The sequence below is a fragment of the Streptomyces sp. NPDC058671 genome (genome assembly GCF_042716475.1).
Classification (GTDB): Bacteria; Actinomycetota; Actinomycetes; order Streptomycetales; family Streptomycetaceae; genus Streptomyces.
In genome coordinates this window covers 210,355-231,502 of the sequence record NZ_JBHXSA010000003.1, presented here as the reverse complement: position 1 = coordinate 231,502, position 21,148 = coordinate 210,355, and the positions used below count along the sequence as shown (strand labels likewise).

Below are 21,148 nucleotides of genomic sequence, written 5' to 3'. Positions count from 1 at the left end.
CTCGTGTGACCGGACCGCTGTCGATATCCGGTGGCGGGCGCGGCTGCCGGTGGTGAGGATCGCGGGATGACCATCTTCCTGGAGACCGACCGGCTCGTACTGCGCGCGTTCACCGAGGCCGACGTCGACCATCTGGTCGCACTGGACGGCGACCCGGACGTCATGCGTTTCATCACCGGCGGCCGGCCCACGAGCCGCGAGGTGATCCAGGACCGGACCTTGCCCCGGCTCCTCCACACGTACCCGTGCTTCGGGACCCACGGCTACTGGGCCGCGCAGGAGAAGGCCACCGGGGCCTTCCTTGGCTGGTTCGAATTCCGCCCCCTGGACGACGACAGCCCCGCCGTGGTGGAACTCGGCTACCGGCTGAACAAGGCGGCCTGGGGCAGCGGTTACGCCACCGAGGGATCCCGGGCCCTGATCCGCAAGGGATTCACGGACCTCGGCGTGGAGCGGGTGACCGCGAACACGATGACGGTCAACGCGGGATCCCGGCGCGTGATGGAGAAGGCGGGCCTGTCGTTCCTCCGCGGCTTCACCGGCGACTGGCCGGAGGCGATCGAAGGCTCCGAGCAGGGCGAAGTCGAGTACGAACTCACCCGAAGCGAGTGGCTTCGACGCTCGTAGGAGGCAGGGCGGCCGCGGCGGAGGCCGTGAGTGGCCACCCGCCGGCGTGAAGGGGCACGTGGTCGTGCGGGGGTGCGGCGGGAGTCCGTCACGGACGGCATCCTCCGCGCGTGCGGGGCGCGCTCAGCGCCCGCTGACGATCTCGCGGGCCATCGCCACCAGTGCGCCGGTGGCCGGGTGCGGGAACGCGTCGCGCCAGGCCAGGACCACCGGGAGCGGGGGTGCGTCGGACAGCGGGCGGTAGGTGACGCCCGGGTGGGGGTGCAGGGCGGCCGTGGAGGCGGAGGAGACGCCGACGCCCCGGCCGGCGGCGATCGCGGTGAGCCAGTCGTCGGTGTTGGCGACGGTGACGGTGGCCGCGGGGCGGGTGGCGGGTGGCCAGAGCGCGAGGGTGGTCGTACCGGAGACGGTGTTGAGGACGACGGTGCCGTCGGCGAGGTCGTGGAGGGTGAGCCGGGGCCGGTCGGCGAGGGGACTGTCGGAGGGTACGGCCGCGACGCGTTCCTCCGTGGTGAGCTCCTCGGTGGCGAGGCCGGGCGCGTCGACGGGGCCCCGGAGCAGGGCCGCGTCGACCTCGCCGCGGGTGAGGCCGGCGGTGCGGTCGTCGACGCGGAGGAGTTCGAGCGGGGTCTCGGGGTGCTCGCGCTGCCAGCGTCGGAGCAGGGGCGTGGTGGAGGGGCCGAACGCCGACCAGGCGTGGCCGAGGCGCAGCGGCCGGTGGCCGAGCCCGGCCGGGTCGACGGCGGCCTCGAAGGCGGCGAGGGCGGCCGCGGCCCGGTCCTGGAAGGCGCGGCCCTCGGCGGTGAGGGCGAGATGGTGGGTGGAGCGGTCGACGAGCCGGGCGCCGAGGTGCCGTTCGAGCGTGGCGAGGGTACGGGAGACGGCGGGCTGGGTGAGGTGGAGCCGGGCGGCCGCCCTGGTGAGGCTGGTCTCCTCGGCGATGGCGAGGAAGCAGCGGAGGTGGCGCAGCTCGATGCTCATGCGTCCGGAGCATAACCGCAGCGCAACCGGCATTTCCGGTGCCGCGCGGGGGCTCGTAGCGTGGGAGGGGAGGGAGAGGTTCCGTCATCGGGTAGTGCATTACTCTGCACTGCAAGTACAGTCTGTTAAACCTGAGGGGGTTCGGTCGAACCCTGTCGTACGTGCGGTGTGATGTGGAGGAGTGGTCGGTGGACAGTCCGGTGAAGGAAGCGGCCCCGGTGGCGGCGGCCGTCGGCGCGGAGCCGCTCGGCGGTCCCGCGCGGGGGGCGGCGGGTCACCGGCTCGGGCCCGTGGCGCTCGTCGTCGCGGGCGGGCTGTCCGTACAGTTCGGCTCCGCCGTCGCCGTCCTGCTCATGCCGCGCGCGGGCGCCCTCGGGGTCGTCACGCTGCGGCTCCTGCTGGCCGCGGCCGTCCTGCTGATCGTGTGCAGGCCCAAGGTCCGCGGCTACGGGCGGGCGGACTGGGGGACGATCGTCGCCTTCGGCGCCGCGATGGCGGGCATGAACATCCTCTTCTACCAGTCCGTCGACCGGATCCCGCTGGGCGCCGCGGTGACGCTGGAGGTGCTCGGCCCGCTGATCCTCTCCGTGATCGCCTCGCGCCGGCTGGTGAACCTGCTCTGGGCCGGGCTGGCCCTCGGCGGCGTCGTCCTCCTCGGCGGCGGCGGCTTCGACCGCCTCGATCCGCTCGGCGCGGGCTTCGCGCTCGCGGCCGGAGCGATGTGGGCGACGTACATCGTCTTCAGCGCGCGTACGGGCCGGCGTTTCCCGCAGGCGGACGGGCTGGCGCTCGCGATGGCGTTCGCCGCCGTCCTCAGCCTGCCGTTCGGCATCGTGGAGGCCGGCGACAGACTGCTCGTACCGTCGACGATCGGCCTCGGCCTCGTCGTCGCCCTGATGTCCTCGGTCCTGCCCTACACCCTGGAGCTCCTCGCCCTGCGCCGCCTGCCCGCCCCCACCTTCGCGATCCTGATGAGCCTGGAACCGGCCATCGCGGCAGCCGCCGGCTTCCTCGTCCTCAGCCAGGCCCTGGCCGCCCTCGACGCCCTCGCGATCGCCCTCGTCATAGCGGCGAGCATCGGGGCGGTCCGGACGCAGGTCAGGAGCGGCGCGTAGTTCCCGTACGGGCGGGCGCGGCGCGTCCGTGCCCTCCGGCCGCCTCAGCCCGTCGGGCGGTGGCGGCGGCGGTCCTGGGCGGCAGCGCCCGCCCGGGACCCCGGGGAGGAATGCCGGCTCGGCTCACCGGCCGGTGACCGGCGCCTCCCAGGACCGAGGGCGGGGGAGTGCCAGCCACTCGTCCCGGAGCAGGGCCAGTACCGCGACGTCGTAGCGGCGGCCCCGGTGCAGGCAGGCGGAGCGGCGCACCCCCTCCTGGACGAACCCGGCCCGGGCGAGGACACCGAGGGCCGCGGTGTTGGTCGTGTGGGTGACGGCCTGGACGCGATGCATGGGGAGTTCACCGAAGGCGAGGTCGACCAGCGCGTCCACGGCGTCCGGGCCGTAGCCCCGGCCCCGGTGGTCGGGGTCCAGCATCAGCATGATCTCGGCCGTACCGTCGACCAGGTCCTGATCGATCAGGGCTGTGTGACCGATCGGGGTGCCGTCGGGGAGCAGGACGAGGAAGTCGTCGCGGTCGTGGTCGTCGCGGTCACGCTCGATGCGGTCGCGTACGGCGGACAGGGAACGCGGCCACGCGCCGATCTCGTGGGCGGTCACCGGATCGACGCGCCAGGCGTGCACCAGCTCCGCGTCGTCGACGTCGAGCGACGCGAAGGCGACGGTCCTTCCGCGCCAGCACACTTCCCGGGCCGGTCCCGTGTCCCCCGCCCCGGGGGTCTCCCCGGCGGCCCGCTCCGCCACCGCTGCCGCTGTGTCCTCGACCATGGGCGGATGCTACGGGCCACGGGGAACGACCGGCCAGCCAATTCCGGCCCCGGGGGGTGTCCCCGAGGGCGGGGCCGGAAGGTCAGGGCCGGTCCCGGTCTCCCGGGCGGCCCTAGGATCTGACGCATGATCGCTGAACTGCAGTGCGTCGTGCTCGACTGCCCCGCACCCCGCGAACTCGCCGAGTTCTACGCCTCGGTGCTCGGCGGCGAGGTCGACCGGCCGGACCGCCGCTGGTCCCTCGACGCGGCCTGGTCCACCCTGCACACGCCCGGCGGCCTCGTCCTCTGCTTCCAGGGCGTCCCCGACCACCGCCCGCCGACGTGGCCGGACCCGGAGCGCCCCCAGCAGTTCCACCTGGACTTCGGCGTCCCGGACCTGGACGCGGCCCAGGATCACGTCCTCGCCCGGGGCGCGACCGTCCTGGACGAGGGGGACGGCAGGAGGGGCTGGCGCGTGTACGCGGACCCGGCGGGCCATCCGTTCTGCCTGGTCGGGTGACGCGGGCGCCCGGTACCTGGCCCCGCAGGGCGTTCACGCCGCCGATACGGCACGCGCACGGCTGACATTCCTGGTGTGCGGAGCCGAAAGATCCTCGGGGGTCTTGGCACGGAATAGGGATCCCGCATGCTCGTGTACGTCCCCCTGACCCTCCGATACCTCCCTCGCGCTATTCCCCGCTTTCTCTTGCGGTGCATCCTCTGGCTCCCGTCGCGCGCCGTTGCACGACGCCGCCGCATGGCTCGTCGCCCTGGTCACCACAACCACGGGGGCGGTAGGGACGTGGTGGGCCCAGCAGTAGTCCCGGCGTCCTCGCCCCGAGGTGCCGAGATGTATACGGACCGGCGGGCCGACGGCGCGGCTTTGCGTTCTGCCTGGTCAGGTGGTGACCCGATTCCGTTGATCTTTGGCCGTCCGGGGTGTGGAGGGTGCTCGGGGCGGGTGCGGACCATGGAGTGTTCGTTCGCAGTCCTACGAGGGAGGGGGCCGACCGTGGCTCTGGAGATGCGGGACCGGTGTGAGCGGTGCCAGACGGCGGCCCTGGTGGCTGACGGGCCCGCGCGGATCTGTTCGTACGAGTGCAGCTTCTGCGTTCCGTGCGCCGACGCCATGGCGGGGGTCTGCCCCAACTGCGGGGGTGAGCTGGTGGATCGGCCTCGACGGGTCATCGCGTCCTGAGGAGAGCGACGGTGGCAGCCTGACGGCGACGCGGGCGACGGCGACGGTGGCGACGGAGGCGGCCGCGACGGCGGTCTTCGTCTCGGCTCGGGGCACAAGAGATTCTCAAGCAAGCACGCTTGATTGTTTCTGGGGTCACTGCCATGCTCCTCGGCGAAGGCCCGTGACCGTGAACGCCCGTCCCTCGAGGGGAGCGCACCGTGTCCGACCCCGTCGCCGTGCTCGACGACCTGCGCGACGAGAGTGCCCAACTCGACGTCATGGTGGGGGAGTTGCCGCCGGGGACGTGGGGTGCGCCCACCCCCGCACCCGGCTGGACCCTCGCCCACCAGATCGCGCACCTCGCCTGGACCGACCGTGCCGCCCTCCTCGCCGCCACCGACGCCGACGCCTTCGCCGCCGAGACCGCGAAGGCGCTCGCCGCGCCCGACCGCTTCGTCGACGAGGGCGCCGAGGAGGGCGCGAAGCTGCCCCCGGCCGAACTGCTCGCCCGCTGGCGCGAGGGCCGCGAGAAGCTCCAGGAAGCCCTGCGCGCGGTGCCGCCCGGCGCGCGTTTCCCCTGGTACGGGCCGCCGATGAGCGCCCCCGCCATGGCCACGGCCCGGCTCATGGAGACCTGGGCGCACGGCCAGGACATCGCCGACGCCCTCGGGGTCGTCCGCGAGCCCACCGCCCGCCTCCGGCACGTCGCCTGGATCGGCCACCGCGCCCGGGACTACGCCTTCCTGGTGCGGGGCCTCCCCGCCCCCGCCGAACCCTTCCGGGTCGAACTCCGCGCCCCCGACGGGGCGATGTGGACGTACGGCCCCGAGGGCGCCGCCCAGAAGGTCACCGGCCCCGCCCTCGACTTCTGCCTGCTCGTCACCCAGCGCACCCACCGCGCCGACACCGCCCTGGTGGCGGACGGCCCCGACGCCGAGCAGTGGCTCACCATCGCCCAGGCCTTCGCGGGGCCGGCGGGTACGGGGCGGGCCCCGGCGGCGGGAACGGACCGGGCCCCGACCGACGCCGACCGGACCCGGACCCGGACCGGGACCGGGGCGAGCCGGCCCCCGACGACCGCCGCCGCCCCCACCCCCACCCCGACGCCGGGCACCAGCCCCACCCCCACCCCGGCGCCCGCCCCCGCCCCCGCCCCCACGCCCTCCGCCGGCCCCGGGATCGCCCCGACGACCGCCCCCGAGGGGGCCTGATGGTCCTCCGTGTCGGGAACGCCTCCGGTTTCTACGGCGACCGGTTCGACGCCGTCCGCGAGATGCTCACCGGTGGTGAACTCGACGTCCTCACCGGCGACTACCTCGCCGAGCTGACCATGCTGATCCTCGGCCGCGACCAGCTCAAGGACCCGGCCACCGGGTACGCGAAGACCTTCCTGCGCCAGATGGAGGAGGGCCTCGGACTCGCCCACGAGCGCGGGGTCCGGATCGTCGCCAACGCGGGCGGACTGAACCCCGCCGGGCTCGCCGACGCCCTGCGCGCCCTCGCCGCGAAGCTCGGCCTGCCGACCCGGGTCGCCCATGTCGAGGGCGACCGGCTGCCCGCCACCGACGGCGTCCTCGCCGCCAACGCCTACCTCGGCGGCGCCGGCATCGCCGCCTGTCTCGCCGCCGGTGCCGATGTCGTCGTCACCGGCCGGGTCACCGACGCCGCCCTCGTCACGGGGCCCGCGCAGTGGCACTTCGGCTGGGGCCCGGAGGAGTACGACAGGCTCGCCGGCGCGGTCGTCGCCGGGCACGTCCTGGAGTGCGGTGCCCAGGCCACCGGCGGCAACTACGCCTTCTTCCGCGACCACGACCCGGAGGTCCTCCGCCGCCCCGGCTTCCCGCTCGCCGAGCTCCACGCGGACGGCAGCGCCGTGATCACCAAGCACCCCGGCACCGGCGGCCTCGTCGACATCGGCACGGTCACGGCGCAGCTCCTGTACGAGACGGCCGGCGCCCGCTACCCCGGCCCCGACGTGACCGCCCGGCTCGACACCGTCCGCCTCACCCAGGACGGCCTCGACCGGGTCCGGATCGACGGTGTACGGGGTGAGGCGCCGCCCCCGACGCTCAAGGTCGGGCTCAGCAGGCTCGGCGGCTTCCGCAACGAGGTGGTGTTCGTCCTCACCGGCCTCGACATCGAGGCCAAGGCCCGACTGGTCCGCGACCAGATCGAGGACGCCCTCGCCACGTCCCGCCCCAGGGATGTCCGTTGGGAGCTGGTCCGCACCGACCGGCCCGACGCCGGCACCGAGGAGACCGCGAGCGCCCTGCTGCGGCTCGTCGTCCGTGACCCCCGTCCCGAGGCCGTCGGCCGGGCCCTCACCGGAGGGGCCGTCGAACTGGCCCTGGCGAGCTACCCCGGCTTCCACGTCACCGCCCCACCCGGCAGGGGCGCCCCCTACGGCGTCTTCGCGACCTCGTACGTACCGGCCGCCGATGTCCCGCACACGGCCGTCCTCCCGGACGGCAGCCGCATGGCGATCCACCCTCAGGTGCGCGTCCGGGAACTGGAACCCGTACCCGAACCGGACCTCCCCGATCCGCTCCCCGAAGGGCCCGCACGGCGCGTCCCCCTCGGCCGGATCGCAGGTGCCCGCAGCGGCGACAAGGGCGGCGACGCCAACGTCGGCGTCTGGGTCCGTACGGAGGAGGAATGGCGCTGGCTGGTCCACGCCCTCACCGTCGACAAGCTCGGGGAACTCCTCCCGGAGACGGCCGCCCTGCCCGTCACCCGGCACGTCCTCCCGCACCTCCGCGCGCTCAACTTCACCGTCGCGGGGATCCTCGGCGAGGGCGTCGCCTCCCAGGCCCGCTTCGACCCCCAGGCCAAGGCCCTCGGCGAATGGCTCCGCTCCCGCGAACTCGACGTACCGGCACGGCTCCTGTGACCCCCCTGCCCGGGCGGCTGCCGTGACCCCGTACCCCCGACAACCCCCCGGAGGGACCCCGTGACCGTCCTCGCCTCCGCCCTCGACACCGGCGGGACCGAGTACCGGAGCAACCGCGCCGCCATGCTCGACAAACTGGCCGCGCTCGACGCCGAGCACGCCAAGGCCCTCGCGGGCGGTGGTGAGAAGTACACCGCCCGGCACCGCAAGCGCGGCAAGATGCTCGCCCGTGAGCGGATCGAGTTGCTCCTCGACCCCGACACCCCCTTCCTGGAGCTGTCGCCGCTCGCCGCCTGGGGCAGCGACTACACCGTGGGGGCCTCCCTGATCACCGGGATCGGGGTCGTCGAGGGCGTCGAGTGCCTGATCACCGCCAACGACCCCACTGTGCGCGGCGGCGCCTCCAACCCGTGGACGCTGAAGAAGGCCCTGCGGGCCAACGAGATCGCGTTCGCGAACCGGCTGCCGGTCATCTCGCTCGTCGAGTCCGGTGGCGCCGACCTGCCCTCCCAGAAGGAGATCTTCATCCCCGGCGGGGCGCTCTTCCGCGACCTCACCCGCCTCTCCGCCGCCGGCATCCCCACGGTCGCGGTCGTCTTCGGCAACTCCACGGCCGGTGGCGCGTACGTCCCCGGGATGTCCGACCACACCGTGATGATCAAGGAGCGCTCGAAGGTGTTCCTCGGCGGGCCGCCGCTGGTGAAGATGGCGACGGGGGAGGAGAGCGACGACGAGTCCCTCGGCGGAGCCGAGATGCACGCCCGTACGTCGGGGCTCGCCGACCACTACGCCGTCGACGAGACCGACGCGATCCGCCAGGCCCGCCGGATCGTCGCCCGCCTCAACCACCGCAAGGCCCATCCCGATCCGACCGGCCGGACCGGTCGGCAGGATCTCGCCGCGCCCCCGACGTACGACGAGGACGAGCTCCTCGGGATCGTTCCGGGCGACCTCAGGACGCCGTTCGACCCGCGTGAGGTGATCGCCCGGATCGTCGACGGCTCCGACTTCGACGAGTTCAAGCCGCTGTACGGGCCGAGCCTGGTGACGGGCTGGGCGAGCCTCCACGGCTACCCCGTCGGCGTCCTCGCCAACGCCCAGGGCGTCCTCTTCGGCCCCGAGTCGCAGAAGGCGGCGCAGTTCATCCAGCTCGCCAACCAGCGGGACGTCCCGCTGGTCTTCCTCCACAACACCACCGGCTACATGGTGGGCAGGCAGTACGAGCAGGGCGGCATCATCAAGCACGGCGCGATGATGATCAACGCGGTGTCGAACTCCCGCGTCCCCCACCTGTCCGTCCTCATGGGGGCCAGTTACGGCGCCGGGCACTACGGCATGTGCGGCCGGGCCTACGACCCCCGCTTCCTGTTCGCCTGGCCGAGCGCCAAGTCCGCCGTGATGGGCCCGCAGCAGCTCGCCGGCGTCCTGTCCATCGTGGCGAGGGCGAGCGCCGCCGCCAAGGGCCAGCCGTACGACGAGGAGGCCGACGCCGGTCTGCGCGCGCTCGTCGAGGCGCAGATCGAGTCCGAGTCCCTGCCCATGTTCCTCTCGGGACGGCTCTACGACGACGGGGTCATCGACCCCCGCGACACCCGCACGGTCCTCGGACTGTGCCTCTCCGCGATCCACACGGCACCGGTCGAGGGCGCGCACGGCGGCTTCGGCGTCTTCCGAATGTGAGGCCCCAGATGACCTCCGTGATGTCCACCGTCCTTGTCGCCAACCGGGGCGAGATCGCCTGCCGGGTCTTCCGCACCTGCCGTGACCTCGGCATCTCCACCGTCGCGGTCCACTCGGACGCGGACGCCGACGCCCTGCACGTCCGCGAGGCCGACGCGGCGGTACGCCTGCCGGGGGCGGCGCCGTCGGACACGTACCTGCGGGGCGACCTGGTCGTGAAGGCGGCGCTCGCGGCGGGCGCGGACGCCGTCCACCCCGGATACGGCTTCCTCTCCGAGAACGCCGGGTTCGCGCGGGCCGTGATCGACGCGGGCCTGGTGTGGATCGGCCCGCCGCCGGAGGCGATCGAGGCGATGGCGTCGAAGACCCGGGCGAAGGAACTCCTCGGGATCGCCCCGCTCAGCGAGGTCACCGAGGCGGACCTGCCCGTCCTGGTGAAGGCGGCGGCGGGCGGCGGCGGCCGGGGCATGCGGATCGTCCGCGAACTCGGCGACCTGGACAGCGCCTTGCGGGCGGCGTCCGCCGAGGCTCAGAGCGCGTTCGGGGACGGCGAGGTGTTCGTCGAGCCGTACGTGGAGAACGGCCGGCACGTCGAGGTGCAGATCCTCGCGGACGCGCACGGCGGCGTCTGGGCGCTCGGCACCCGCGACTGCTCGCTCCAGCGCCGCCACCAGAAGGTGGTCGAGGAGTGCCCGGCGCCGGGCCTGCCCGCCGCGCTCGAAGCCTCCCTCCTGGAGTCGGCCGTCAGGGCGGCGAAGGCCGTCGGCTACGTCGGCGCGGGCACGGTCGAGTTCCTCGTCGCAGACGGCCGGGCGCACTTCCTGGAGATGAACACCCGCCTCCAGGTCGAGCACCCGGTGACCGAGGAGGTGTACGGGGTCGACCTCGTCGCCCTCCAGATCGCGGTCGCGGAGGGCCGCGCCCTGCCCCCCGAGCCGCCGGTCCCGTACGGCCACGCGATCGAGGCCCGTCTCTACGCGGAGGACCCGGCGCGGGACTGGGCACCGCAGACGGGTGTCCTGCACCGCTTCGACCTTCCGCAGGAGGGCGCCCCCCGGGGAGGCGTCTCCCGGGAGGGGCGGCTGCGGGTCGACACGGGGTACGTCTCCGGGGACACCATCGGTGTCCGCTACGACCCGATGCTCGCCAAGGTCGTCGCCCACGCCCCGACCCGCGCCGAAGCGGCCCGCAAGCTCGCCCACGCCCTCGAACGCGCCGTGCTCCACGGGCCGGTCACCAACCGGGACCTGCTGGTCGCCTCCCTGCGGCACCCCGAGTTCCTGGACGCCGACCTGCTCGACACCGGGTTCTACGGGCGGAACCCGGACGTCCTGACCCGCCCCCGGGACGGCGAGGCGTACGCCGCCGTCGCCGCCGCGCTCGCGGACGCCGCCGGGAACACCGGCAGGTTCGGCGGCGGCTGGCGCAACCTCCCCTCGCAGGACCAGATCAAGACGTACGGGGAGCACGAGGTCCGCTACCGGCCGACGCGGGGCGGCGGCTACGAGGTCACGGCACCCGCCGGGGTACGGGTCGTGAGCGCCGCCCCCGACCGCGTACGCCTCGACGTGGGCGGAGTCGTACGGGACGTCGAGGTCGCCCGGTACGGCGACACCGTCCACGCGGGCCCCCACCGGCTGACCGCCCGGCCCCGCTTCCCCGACCCGACGACGGCCCGGGAGCCGGGCTCCCTGCTCGCGCCCATGCCCGGCACCGTCGTCCGGGTCGCGGACGGTCTCGCCGTCGGCGACCGGGTCGCGGCGGGGCAGCCGCTGCTGTGGCTGGAGGCCATGAAGATGGAGCACCGCGTCACCGCCCCCGCCTCCGGCAGGCTCACCGCTCTCCACGCCACCCCCGGCCGCCAGGTCGAGGTCGGCGCCCTGCTCGCCGTCGTACAGGCCCCCGAGCAGGCGTCCGTACAGCCGCCGGCACAGGCACCCGTACAGACCGACGCCCCGACCGCAGCACAGGAGGACCAGACCGTATGAGCACCATGATCGAGAGTGAAGAGCTCACCGCGCTCCGCGCCGCCGTCTCCGCGCTCGGGCGGCGCCACGGTCCCGGTTTCGACCGGGCGGCCCTGTGGGCGGAGGCGGGCAAGCTGGGCTACCTCGGGGTGAACCTGCCCGAGGAGTACGGCGGCGGGGGCGGCGGCATGGCCGAGCTGTCGGTCGTCCTGGAGGAGGCGGGGGCCGCCGGGGCGCCGCTCCTCATGATGGTGGTGTCGCCCGCGATCTGCGGCACGGTCATCGCCCGCTTCGGCACGGAGGAACAGAAGCGGGCCTGGCTGCCGGGCCTCGCGGACGGTACGAGGACGATGGCGTTCGGCATCACGGAGCCGGACGCGGGCTCCAACTCGCACCGCATCACGACCACGGCGACCCGCACCGAGGACGGCTGGGTCCTGAGCGGCCGGAAGGTGTTCGTGTCGGGCGTCGACATCGCCGACGCGACCCTCATCGTGGGCCGCACGTCCGACGCCCGCACGGGCACCCTCAAGCCGTGCCTCTTCGTCGTCCCGCGCGACGCCCCCGGCTTCCGGCGGCGGCACATCGAGATGGAACTCGACGCGAACGAGAAGCAGTTCGAGCTGACCCTCGACGACGTCCACCTGCCGGCCGACGCGCTCGTCGGTGACGAGGACGCGGGCCTGCTCCAGCTCTTCGCGGGGCTCAACCCGGAACGGATCATGACGGCCGCGTTCGCGATCGGCATGGGCCGGTACGCCCTCGCGAAGGCCGTGACGTACGCGAAGGAGCGCCAGGTCTGGAAGGCCCCGATCGGCGCCCACCAGGCCATCGCGCACCCGCTGGCCCAGGCGCACATCGAGCTGGAGCTGGCGCGCCTGATGATGGCGAAGGCGGCGCGGCTGTACGACGCGGGGGACGACACCGGGGCGGGGGAGGCCGCGAACATGGCCAAGTACGCGGCGGCCGAGGCCTGCGTGAGGGCCGTCGACACCTCCGTCCACACCCTCGGCGGGAACGGCCTCACCAAGGAGTTCGGCCTCGCCCGCCTGATCACGGCGTCCCGGGTGGCCCGGATCGCCCCGGTCAGCCGGGAGATGATCCTGAACTACGTCTCGGCCCACTCCCTGGGGCTGCCCAAGTCGTACTGAACCCGCCCGAGCCGGGGGCCTTCCGCTCCCCGCGGCTTCCGGTCACGTCTCGAATCCGCACGGAGGGTCGTCAGTTGTGTACATGCTGTGTACGATCTCGGCACTTCGCACACGCGCAGTTCACACTCCCCAGGAGAGACGCCCGTGCAACCGCCACCGCCCTTCCTCCCGTACACCCCCGCGCCCGTCCGACGGTGGTGGCAGCACCCCGCCCTGATCATCGTCCTGCTGGTGGTCTTCCCGCCCGCGGGCATAGCCCTCGTGTGGACGAGCCTCTGGAAGCAGTCGCAGAAGATCGTGGCGACCGTCCTCTCCGCGCTCTGGTTCCTGCTGTCCTTCCTCCTCTCCGGGCCGGAGGAGACGAAGGACGACGCGAAACCCGCTCCGCAGCCGGTGTCGACGGCCGCCGCGACGCAGACGCCGACCCCCACCCCCACGCCGACCCCCACCCCGACCAGGACGGTCGCGGCCATGCCCCGGCTCGTCGGCGGCAGTTACGCGGGCGCCGAGGAGCTCATCACCGACAACCTGGGCCGGGCCTACGGGGCCTACAAGGACGTCGACCTCCCCGCCGACCACGGCACGTGGACGGTCTGCTTCCAGCGCCCGGACGCCGGTGCGCCGATCACGTCCACGGTCCCGGTGGTGTACCTGACGGCACCCGGCGTCCCGTGCCCGAAGTCGCCGAACGAGGTGCTCCACAAGCCGACCCCGACCCCGACCCCGGCCCCCGAGCCGACGCGGACCCGGGCGCCCGCGCCCACCCAGGACGCCGAGGACGACACGTCCTCCGGTGGCGGCAGCACCTACTACCGCAACTGCACGGCCGTCCGCGCCGCCGGCGCCGCCCCCGTCCACCGGGGCGAACCGGGATACGGCAGGCACCTCGACCGTGACGGCGACGGCGTCGCCTGCGAGGGCTGACGACCCGTCCCGCCAACCACCTTCCACCGCTCAGGGGGCAACGCATGGTGTTCCACAGTGAGTACGAGAACGTGTCCACCGTCTCCCTCCCCATCCACGACGTGGTGCTCGGGCGCGCCGCAGAGCGCGGCGACACGCCCGCCCTGATCGACGGGACCGGGGAGTTCACCCTCACCTACGCGCAGGTCGACGCCCTCCACCGGCGGGTGGCCGCAGGACTCGCCGAGGTGGGGGTGCGGAAGGGGGACGTCCTCGCGCTGCACAGCCCCAACACCGTGCTGTTCCCCCTCGCCTTCTACGCAGCCACGCGCGCGGGTGCGGCCGTCACGACCGTGCACCCGCTCGCCACGCCCGAGGAGTTCGCGAAGCAGCTCCGGGACTCCGCCGCGCGCTGGATCGTGACCGTGTCGCCGCTGCTCGCGGCCGCCCGCGCGGCGGCCGAACTCGCCGGCGGCGTCGAGGAGATCTTCGTCTGCGACCAGGCGCCGGAAGGGCCCGGGGGCCACGGCCCCGACGGCATGACCGTACGGTCGTTGCAGGCCTTCCTCGGCTCCACCGGACCCGTGCCCGAGACCGACATCGACCCCGACCGGGACATCGCCGCCCTGCCGTACTCCTCCGGCACCACCGGCGTCCCCAAGGGCGTCATGCTCACGCACACCTCGATCGCCACCAACCTGGCCCAGCTGGAACCGCTCATCCCGATGGGGCCGGGGGACCGCATCCTCGCCGTGCTGCCGTTCTTCCACATCTACGGCCTCACCGCGCTCATGAACGCGCCCCTCCGCCAGGGCGCCACCGTCGTCGTCCTCCCCCGCTTCGACCTCGACACCTTCCTCGGCGCCGTCCAGAAGCACCGCATCAACGGCCTGTCCGTGGCTCCGCCGATCGTGCTCGCCCTCGCCAAGCACCCGGCCGTCGCCGACTACGACCTGTCCTCCCTGGAGTACATCGTGAGCGCCGCCGCGCCGCTCGACGCGGCCCTCGCCGAGGCCTGTTCGGCGCGGCTGGGACTGCCGCCGATCCTCCAGGCGTACGGCATGACGGAACTGTCCCCGGGCACCCACGTCGTCCCGCTCGACGCCGAGAACCCCCCGCCCGGAACCGTCGGCCGACTGCTGCCCTCCACGGAGATGCGCATCCTGTCCCTCGACGACCCGTCGAAGGACGCCGCCCCCGGTGAGGAGGGCGAGATCGCCATCCGGGGACCGCAGGTCATGAAGGGGTACCTGGGCCGCCCCGACGCCACCGCCGCCATGATCGACGCCGACGGCTGGGTGCACACCGGCGACGTCGGCCGGGTCGACGCCGACGGCTGGCTGTTCGTCGTCGACCGCGTCAAGGAACTCATCAAGTACAAGGGGTTCCAGGTCGCCCCCGCCGAGCTCGAAGCGCTCCTCCTCACCCACGAGGGCGTGGCCGACGCCGCGGTCATCGGCGTCACCGACGCGGACGGCACCGAGATACCCAAGGCCTTCGTCGTACGCCAGCCGGCCGCGCCCGGCCTCACCGCCGAGGACGTCATGGCGCACGTCGCCGCCCGGGTCGCCCCGTACAAGAAGATCCGCGCCGTCGAGTTCGTCGACGGCGTCCCCCGGGCAGCGTCAGGGAAGATCCTCCGAAGGGAACTGAGGGACCGCACATGACCCTGGTCACCATCACCGAGGAGCGGGGCATCACCACCCTCGCCCTGGACTCCCCGGCCAACCGCAACGCGCTCTCCGCGCCGCTCGTCGCCGAACTCGCCGACGCCCTCACCGACTGCGGCAAGGACCCGGCGGTCCGCGCCGTCGTCCTCACCCACACCGGCGGCACCTTCAGCGCGGGCGCCGACCTGAAGGCGCCACCGAGCCCGTACACCTTCGTCGACCTGCTCCGGCAGGTCGTCGAGCTGCCGAAACCGGTCGTCGGGCACGTCACGGGACACGTACGGGCCGGCGGTCTCGGCCTGCTCGGCGCCTGCGACATCGTGGTGGCGGGGCAGGAGGCGGACTTCGCCCTCACCGAGGTACGGATCGGGGTCGCGCCCGCCGTCATCTCCCTCACCCTCCTCCCGAAGCTCGAACCGCGCGCCGCCTCCCGCCACTACCTGACGGGCGAGCGCTTCGGCGTCCCGGAGGCGATCGCCATGGGCCTGGTCACGGCCCCCGCCGAGGAACTCGACGGCATCCTCGACTCGCTGCGCGCCGCCTCCCCGCAGGGCCTGCGGGAGGCGAAGCTGCTGGTCACCGCTAGAGTCCTGGAGACCTTCGAGCGCGACGCGGAGGACCTGGTGCGGAAATCGGCCACGCTCTTCGCCTCCGCCGAGGCGCGCGAGGGGATGACGGCCTTCCTCGAACGACGGGACCCCGCATGGCGGCTGTGACCGCACCCAAGCAGGACAGGAGCCGCGCCACCCGGCAGCGGCTCCTGGAGGCGGCCGTGGCCTGCCTGGCCGAGCACGGCTGGGCCGGTTCCACGGTCGCCGTCGTCGCGGAACGGGCCGGTGTCTCGCGCGGTGCCGCCCAGCACCACTTCCCGACCCGCGAGGACCTGTTCACGGCCGCCGTCGAGTACGTCGCCGAGGAACGCTCCCAGGCGCTGCGGGCGCTCCCGTCCCGCGACCGGAACGAGGCCGTCGCCGCCCTCGTCGACCTGTACACCGGGCCCCTCTTCCGGGCCGCGCTGCACCTGTGGGTGGCCGCCGCCGCCGAGGACCAGCTCCGCGACCGGGTCACCGACCTGGAGGCCCGCGTCGGCCGGGAGTCCCACCGCGTCGCCGTCGAGGTCCTGGGCGCCGACGAGACCCGCCCCGGCGTCCGCGAGACCGTCCAGGGCCTCCTGGACATGGCCCGCGGCCTGGGCCTCGCGACCCTCCTGACCGACGACCGCACCCGCAGGGAACGGGTGGTGGCGCAGTGGGCGCGACTCCTGGACGAGGCGCTGGTGTAGCGAGGCGCGCGCCCCAGGGGACGGACACCCCGCCCGCCCGGCGCGTCACGCGGGACGGACGACATCCCGCTCACGGGCGCGTCGCCGCCCACGTACGGCCCGGCCCGCGGGCGCCACGACGTGACCCGGGCCACACTCGTTCCGGCTCCGCCGCAGTACTCTGGTGCCATGCCTACGCTCGTACGCCGTCGCCACGTGGACTTCGTCCGCGTCACGAGCATGAGCTGTCGCCGCTCCGCCTGACCCTCCCGGGCCCCATCACCGCCCCCCAGGGTCCCTCGTCAGAGCCCAAGCCGATCGGCACCCGTGGCCCCCGCCCCACCCCCGGCGGCCGCCCCGGGCACCCGTAGACCCCCGCGGACGCACCCATGACGAACAGCTCGTACTCCTCCCAGCTCCCCATCGTCGACCTCTCGGCGGCCGACCGTGGCCCCCAGGCGCGGCGGCTGCTCCACGCGCAGCTCCACTCCGCCGCCCACGACGTCGGGTTCTTCCAGCTCGTCGGGCACGGTGTGACCGAGGCCGAGACCCGGGCCCTCACCTCCGCCATGCACGCCTTCTTCGCGCTGCCCGAGGCCGACCGGCTCGCCCTCGACAACATCAACTCGCCGCACTTCCGCGGCTACACCCGCACCGGCGACGAGCGCACGGCCGGAGCACGCGACTGGCGCGACCAGCTCGACATCGGCGCCGAGCACCCCGCGCACACCCCCGCGCCCTGGGAAGCCCCGTACTGGTGGCTCGAAGGTCCCAACCAGTGGCCCGCCGCGCTCCCCGAGCTGCGGACGGCCGCCCTGCACTGGATCGAGCGGCTCAGCGGCGTCGCCGAGCGCCTGCTGCACGAGCTGCTCGCCTCGATCGGCGCGCCCGCCGACTTCTACGACGACATCTTCGGCCCGCGCGCCCACCCGCAGCTGAAGCTGGTGCGCTACCCGGGCAGCAGCGGCGAGGGCGACGACCAGGGCGTCGGCGCGCACAAGGACTACGGCTTCCTCACCCTGCTGCTCCAGGACCAGGTGGGCGGGCTCCAGGTGCAGAGGGAGGACGGGAGGTTCCACGACGTGCCGCCGCTGCCGGGCGCGTTCGTCGTGAACCTCGGGGAGCTCCTCGAGGTGGCCACGAACGGCTACCTGCTCGCGACGAACCACCGGGTGGTCTCGCCCCCCGGGGCGACGGAACGGTTCTCCGTGCCCTTCTTCTACAACCCGCGGCTCGACGCCCGGATCGCCCCGCTGGCGTTCCCCTACGCGGAGACGGCGCCCGGCGTCACGGCCGACCCGGCGAACCCGCTGTTCGCCGAGTACGGGCGCAACGCCCTGAAGGGGAAGCTCCGCGCCCATCCGCTGGTCGCGGCACGCCATCACGCGGAGCTCCTCCTGCACCCGGAGGTGCACCCCGAGCTGCACCCGGAGGCGCACCCCGAGGCGCACCCCGAGCTGCATCCCGGCGGTCAGCCGGCGATGTCGGCGTAACCCTCGATCGCGCGCGGGTCCCGCTGGCCGGGACCCGTGTAGCGGGCGGACGGCCGGACCAGGCGCCCGGTGCGCTTCTGCTCCAGGATGTGCGCCGACCAGCCGGCCGTACGGGCGCAGGTGAACATCGACGTGAACATGTGCGCCGGGACCTCCGCGAAGTCCAGGACGATGGCCGCCCAGAACTCGACGTTCGTCGCGAGGACACGGTCGGGGCGCCGGTTGTGCAGCTCCTCCAGGGCGGCCTTCTCCAGGGCCTCCGCGACCTCGAAGCGCGGCGCGGCGAGCTCGCGGGCGGTGCGGCGCAGCACGCGCGCGCGGGGGTCCTCGGCGCGGTAGACGCGGTGGCCGAAGCCCATGAGGCGCTCGCCCTTGTCGAGGGCCTGCTTGACGTACGCGGTGGCGTCGCCGGTCCGCTCGATCTCCTCGATCATGCCGAGGACGCGGGAGGGCGCGCCGCCGTGCAGCGGGCCGGACATGGCGCCGACGGCCCCGGAGAGCGCGGCGGCCACGTCGGCGCCGGTGGAGGCGATGACGCGGGCGGTGAACGTGGACGCGTTCATGCCGTGCTCGGCGGCGGACGTCCAGTAGGCGTCGACGGCCTTGACGTGCTTCGGGTCGGGCTCGCCGCGCCAGCGGATCATGAAGCGCTCGACGACGGACTGGGCCTTGTCGATCTCGCTCTGCGGGACCATCGGGTGGCCCTGGCCGCGGGCGGACTGGGCGACGTACGAGAGGGCCATCACGGCCGCGCGGGCGAGGTCCTCGCGGGCCTGCTCGGCGGAGATGTCGAGGAGCGGTTTGAGGCCCCACACGGGCGCGAGCATGGCGAGCGCGGACTGGACGTCGACGCGGATGTCGCCGGAGTGCACCGGGATGGGGAAGGGCTCGGCGGCGGGCAGGCCGGGGTTGAAGGCGCCGTCGACGAGCAGGCCCCAGACGTTGCCGAACGAGACCTGGCCGACGAGATCCTCGATGTCGACGCCGCGGTAGCGGAGTGCGCCGCCCTCCTTGTCGGGTTCGGCGATCTCCGTCTCGAACGCGACGACTCCTTCGAGCCCGGGTACGAAGTCGGACATCAGGCGGCTCCTCTATCGATGATCGATCACTCAGGCGGTGGGTGATGGTGGGAAATCAACAGTCGTCCAGCCCAAGAGTCTGTACGGTTCCGATGATGCGGGGAAGCGTGACATCCGGCACACTGCGCCGATCCGGCGATCAAGGATTGGCTGCACGCGGTGCCGGGCACACTGGGGCGCTGCGGCAGGATGGCCCCGTGACCGATCCTGTGAACGAGGGCCTGGATCCCGCCGACATGCGCGAGCAGTACCGCACCACGGAGCTCTCGGCGGCCGACCTGGCGCCCGACCCGATCGCGCAGTTCGCCCGCTGGTTCGAGGAGACCGCCGCGAGCCCGGCGATCCACGAGCCGAACGCGATGATCGTCTCCACCGCCGCCCCCGACGGCCGGCCGTCCTCCCGGACGGTGCTCCTGAAGCACTACGACCGGGGCGGCTTCGTCTTCTTCACCAACTACGCCTCCCGCAAGGGCGTGGAGCTCGCGGCCAACCCGTACGCCTCGCTGCTCTTCCCCTGGCACCCGCTGGCCCGCCAGGTCGTCGTCACGGGCCGCGCCGAGCGCGTCGGCCGCGACGAGACCGTCGCCTACTTCCGTACGCGCCCGCACGGCTCCCAGCTCGGCGCCTGGGCCAGCCCCCAGTCGTCGGTGATCGCCTCCCGCGCCGAACTCCTCGCCCGTTACGAGGAACTGGCCGCCCGCTACCCGGCGGACGCCCAGGTCCCGGTCCCCCCGGAGTGGGGCGGCATCCGGGTCGTCCCGGACGCGGTCGAGTTCTGGCAGGGCCACGAGAACCGCCTCCACGACCGCCTGCGGTACGTCCGTGAGGACGGGGGGGACGGAGGGGGCGCAGGGGCCGGCGAGGGCGGCGCTGTCTGGCGGCTGGAGCGCCTCGCGCCCTGAGGGCGCGCGTGCCCGATCCCTCGCGCGCCTCGCGCGCGCGTGCCCGCGTTCGTTTTCCGCGGTGCAACATTTTCGCCGAACGGGATGTGCTCTGCGTCACGTTCCAGTTGAATGGGCCCAGTATGGGGGGTGCCGGGATGAGTGCTTTCACGGGGTCCGCGAGCGAGACCGCTTCCGTATCCGGGGCGGGGGCCGATCTGCTGGCCGCGCTGCTCGACGGCATGGACGCGGCGCTCTGCGCCCTGGACGCCGACGGGACGATCACGCACTGGAACCGCGAGGCCGAGCGGATCCTCGGCTGGTCCGCGGAGGAGGCCGTCGGGCGGCGCGGGTTCGAGGGCTGGGCCGCGCGCAGCGCCGACGCCGAGGAGACGCTGCGCCGGGTGATGGGCGCCATGAACGGCCCCGGCCGGCAGGTCCACGAGCTGGCGCTGCTCCGCAAGGACGGCGGCCGGGTGCTCGTGCGGAGCCAGGCCGCCGGGGTGCGCGGGGCGGACGGCGCCCCGGCGGGCGTGTACTGCGCGTTCAGCGAGGTCCACGTCCAGCTCGACCTGGAGCGGTCGGTGGCCCTCAGCGAGGCCCTGTTCGACGACGCCTCCTGGGGAGTCGTCCTCGTGGACGCCGACCTGCGCCCCGCCGTGGCCAACGGCCACGCGGCCCGCGCCTTCGGGACGGCCCGTACGGCCCTGCTCGGCCGCCCGCTCGGGGATGTCGTCGTCCAGGGCGCGGAGGATCTGGAGGCCGCGTTCCAGCACGTGCTCGCCGAGGGCAGCCCGTCCGCGCCGTCGGAGGTGTGGGTCACGCTCAGGTCCGGCGCGGGGGAGCGGCGGCGGTGCTGGCGCAGCGGCTTTCTGCGGTTGTCGTCACCGATGGCGGAGGAACCGGTTCCGCTGGGTGTGGCCTGGCTGTTCCAGGACGTGACGGAGGAGCGGCTCGCGGCGCGGGAGGCCGACCGGCTGCGGTTCCGCTGGAGCCAGCTGCACCGGGCGGGCGCGGCGGCGGCGGAGTGCGAGGACCCGGCGGAGGCGGCGACGGTCCTGCTGGACTTCGCCCTGGCCGGCTTCGCCGACCACGCCCTGGTCGACCGGGTCGCGGGCGAGCGGCGCCTGACCCGGGCCCTGGCCACGCCCGCGGGCGCCCCCGGCCCCGCCTCGCCGGTCGTGGGCGGCGGCATCCCGCTCCGGTACGGCCCGAGGCACCCGGCGCTCCAGGCCTGGGACCGGGTGGGCACGGTGCGGGCGAGCGCGGGCCGTACCGCCGAGGTGTGGGCGGAGGCCCACCAGTGGCCGGGCGACGCGGCCCACGCGGTGTGCGTGGTGCTCCGTTCCCGCGCCACGACCCTCGGCGTCCTCACCTTCCTGCGTGCGGCCTGCCGCGCACCCTTCGAACGGGAGGACGTGGTCTTCGCGGAGGCGGTGGCGACGAGGGTGGCGGCGGCCCTGGACACGGGCGACACGGCCCGGGGCCCGTCCGGCACGTAGAGCCGGGCGGGCCCTTCCG

The 21,148-nt window shown here is 73.9% G+C and carries 16 protein-coding genes and 3 pseudogenes; 16 read left to right on the top strand and 3 right to left on the bottom strand.

Going from position 1 to position 21,148, the window contains the following annotated elements:
- Positions 1-66 precede the first annotated feature (66 nt).
- Positions 67-627: a GNAT family N-acetyltransferase gene (locus ACFWV2_RS05445; RefSeq protein WP_384401970.1), complete on the top strand. Its 561-nt coding sequence runs from the start codon at positions 67-69 to the stop codon at positions 625-627.
- 123 nt (positions 628-750) lie between these two features.
- Here ACFWV2_RS05445 and ACFWV2_RS05440 read toward each other — a convergent pair whose 3' ends face one another.
- Positions 751-1,608, bottom strand: a complete 858-nt coding sequence (locus ACFWV2_RS05440) for a LysR family transcriptional regulator (protein ID WP_384401967.1) — start codon at positions 1,606-1,608, stop codon at positions 751-753.
- Between the two features lie 188 nt (positions 1,609-1,796).
- Here ACFWV2_RS05440 and ACFWV2_RS05435 point away from each other — a divergent pair, with 188 nt between their 5' ends.
- Positions 1,797-2,723 (top strand): DMT family transporter, encoded by a 927-nt coding sequence (locus ACFWV2_RS05435; RefSeq protein ID WP_384401964.1) that lies wholly within the window; start codon positions 1,797-1,799, stop codon positions 2,721-2,723.
- 123 nt (positions 2,724-2,846) lie between these two features.
- Here the strand turns inward: ACFWV2_RS05435 and ACFWV2_RS05430 are convergent, their stop codons facing one another.
- Entirely contained in the window at positions 2,847-3,491 is a 645-nt protein-coding gene (locus tag ACFWV2_RS05430; RefSeq protein WP_384401961.1) for a GNAT family N-acetyltransferase, read from the bottom strand.
- A 126-nt stretch (positions 3,492-3,617) separates the two neighbouring features.
- On the opposite strand from ACFWV2_RS05430, the gene ACFWV2_RS05425 reads away from it, so the two are divergent.
- The 12 genes and pseudogenes from ACFWV2_RS05425 to ACFWV2_RS05370 form a co-directional block, all read left to right on the top strand.
- Positions 3,618-3,992: a VOC family protein gene (locus ACFWV2_RS05425; RefSeq protein WP_384401958.1), complete on the top strand. Its 375-nt coding sequence runs from the start codon at positions 3,618-3,620 to the stop codon at positions 3,990-3,992.
- A 492-nt stretch (positions 3,993-4,484) separates the two neighbouring features.
- The gene (locus ACFWV2_RS05420; RefSeq protein ID WP_384401955.1) at positions 4,485-4,670 is read left to right on the top strand and encodes a DUF1272 domain-containing protein; all 186 of its coding nucleotides are present in this window, start codon (positions 4,485-4,487) and stop codon (positions 4,668-4,670) included.
- Positions 4,671-4,870: 200 nt separating this feature from the next.
- Positions 4,871-5,647: pseudogene (locus tag ACFWV2_RS05415) on the top strand (TIGR03084 family metal-binding protein); the annotation flags it as partial.
- Positions 5,648-5,862: 215 nt separating this feature from the next.
- Positions 5,863-7,542 carry an acyclic terpene utilization AtuA family protein gene (locus tag ACFWV2_RS05410; protein WP_384401952.1) on the top strand — a complete coding sequence of 560 codons (1,680 nt, stop codon included), beginning with the start codon at positions 5,863-5,865 and terminating at the stop codon, positions 7,540-7,542.
- Between the two features lie 60 nt (positions 7,543-7,602).
- Complete coding sequence (locus tag ACFWV2_RS05405; RefSeq protein WP_384401949.1) at positions 7,603-9,222, top strand: acyl-CoA carboxylase subunit beta; 1,620 nt, start codon at positions 7,603-7,605, stop codon at positions 9,220-9,222.
- A gap of 17 nt (positions 9,223-9,239) precedes the next feature.
- Positions 9,240-11,210 (top strand): biotin carboxylase N-terminal domain-containing protein, encoded by a 1,971-nt coding sequence (locus ACFWV2_RS05400; protein WP_384402490.1) that lies wholly within the window; start codon positions 9,240-9,242, stop codon positions 11,208-11,210.
- On the top strand, positions 11,207-12,340 hold the full coding sequence (locus ACFWV2_RS05395) for an acyl-CoA dehydrogenase family protein (RefSeq protein WP_384401946.1): 1,134 nt from the start codon (positions 11,207-11,209) through the stop codon (positions 12,338-12,340). Before ACFWV2_RS05400 ends, ACFWV2_RS05395 begins: the two co-directional genes overlap by 4 nt.
- Positions 12,341-13,126: 786 nt before the next feature.
- A pseudogene (locus tag ACFWV2_RS05390) lies at positions 13,127-13,264 on the top strand (excalibur calcium-binding domain-containing protein); the annotation flags it as partial.
- A gap of 44 nt (positions 13,265-13,308) precedes the next feature.
- Positions 13,309-14,910, top strand: coding sequence for a 4-coumarate--CoA ligase family protein (locus tag ACFWV2_RS05385; RefSeq protein ID WP_384401943.1), 1,602 nt, complete (start codon positions 13,309-13,311; stop codon positions 14,908-14,910).
- Positions 14,907-15,629: an enoyl-CoA hydratase family protein gene (locus ACFWV2_RS05380; protein WP_384401940.1), complete on the top strand. Its 723-nt coding sequence runs from the start codon at positions 14,907-14,909 to the stop codon at positions 15,627-15,629. The genes ACFWV2_RS05385 and ACFWV2_RS05380 overlap by 4 nt, the downstream gene beginning before the upstream one ends.
- Complete coding sequence (locus tag ACFWV2_RS05375; protein WP_384401937.1) at positions 15,617-16,195, top strand: TetR/AcrR family transcriptional regulator; 579 nt, start codon at positions 15,617-15,619, stop codon at positions 16,193-16,195. Before ACFWV2_RS05380 ends, ACFWV2_RS05375 begins: the two co-directional genes overlap by 13 nt.
- 368 nt (positions 16,196-16,563) lie before the next feature.
- Positions 16,564-17,571, top strand: a pseudogene (locus ACFWV2_RS05370) (isopenicillin N synthase family dioxygenase); the annotation flags it as partial.
- Between the two features lie 74 nt (positions 17,572-17,645).
- Here the strand turns inward: ACFWV2_RS05370 and ACFWV2_RS05365 are convergent.
- Entirely contained in the window at positions 17,646-18,746 is a 1,101-nt protein-coding gene (locus tag ACFWV2_RS05365; RefSeq protein WP_360794828.1) for a citrate synthase 2, read from the bottom strand.
- A gap of 236 nt (positions 18,747-18,982) precedes the next feature.
- Between ACFWV2_RS05365 and pdxH the strand changes: the two genes are divergently transcribed.
- Complete coding sequence (gene pdxH, locus ACFWV2_RS05360; RefSeq protein WP_384402487.1) at positions 18,983-19,648, top strand: pyridoxamine 5'-phosphate oxidase; 666 nt, start codon at positions 18,983-18,985, stop codon at positions 19,646-19,648.
- Between the two features lie 137 nt (positions 19,649-19,785).
- A complete protein-coding gene (locus ACFWV2_RS05355) occupies positions 19,786-21,129 on the top strand; it encodes a PAS domain-containing protein (RefSeq protein WP_384401933.1) in 1,344 nt (447 codons plus the stop codon).
- The last annotated feature ends 19 nt before the right edge of the window (positions 21,130-21,148 follow it).

What these genes read in the sequence shown, in the direction of transcription:
- ACFWV2_RS05445 (WP_384401970.1), top strand. Translation starts at nt 67, where the DNA reads ATGACCATCTTCCTGGAGACCGACCGGCTCGTACTGCGCGCGTTCACC.
- ACFWV2_RS05440 (WP_384401967.1), bottom strand. Translation starts at nt 1,608, where the DNA reads ATGAGCATCGAGCTGCGCCACCTCCGCTGCTTCCTCGCCATCGCCGAG.
- ACFWV2_RS05430 (WP_384401961.1), bottom strand. Translation starts at nt 3,491, where the DNA reads ATGGTCGAGGACACAGCGGCAGCGGTGGCGGAGCGGGCCGCCGGGGAG.
- ACFWV2_RS05425 (WP_384401958.1), top strand. Translation starts at nt 3,618, where the DNA reads ATGATCGCTGAACTGCAGTGCGTCGTGCTCGACTGCCCCGCACCCCGC.
- ACFWV2_RS05410 (WP_384401952.1), top strand. Translation starts at nt 5,863, where the DNA reads ATGGTCCTCCGTGTCGGGAACGCCTCCGGTTTCTACGGCGACCGGTTC.
- ACFWV2_RS05395 (WP_384401946.1), top strand. Translation starts at nt 11,207, where the DNA reads ATGAGCACCATGATCGAGAGTGAAGAGCTCACCGCGCTCCGCGCCGCC.
- ACFWV2_RS05385 (WP_384401943.1), top strand. Translation starts at nt 13,309, where the DNA reads ATGGTGTTCCACAGTGAGTACGAGAACGTGTCCACCGTCTCCCTCCCC.
- ACFWV2_RS05380 (WP_384401940.1), top strand. Translation starts at nt 14,907, where the DNA reads ATGACCCTGGTCACCATCACCGAGGAGCGGGGCATCACCACCCTCGCC.
- ACFWV2_RS05375 (WP_384401937.1), top strand. Translation starts at nt 15,617, where the DNA reads ATGGCGGCTGTGACCGCACCCAAGCAGGACAGGAGCCGCGCCACCCGG.
- ACFWV2_RS05365 (WP_360794828.1), bottom strand. Translation starts at nt 18,746, where the DNA reads ATGTCCGACTTCGTACCCGGGCTCGAAGGAGTCGTCGCGTTCGAGACG.
- pdxH (WP_384402487.1), top strand. Translation starts at nt 18,983, where the DNA reads ATGCGCGAGCAGTACCGCACCACGGAGCTCTCGGCGGCCGACCTGGCG.
- ACFWV2_RS05355 (WP_384401933.1), top strand. Translation starts at nt 19,786, where the DNA reads ATGAGTGCTTTCACGGGGTCCGCGAGCGAGACCGCTTCCGTATCCGGG.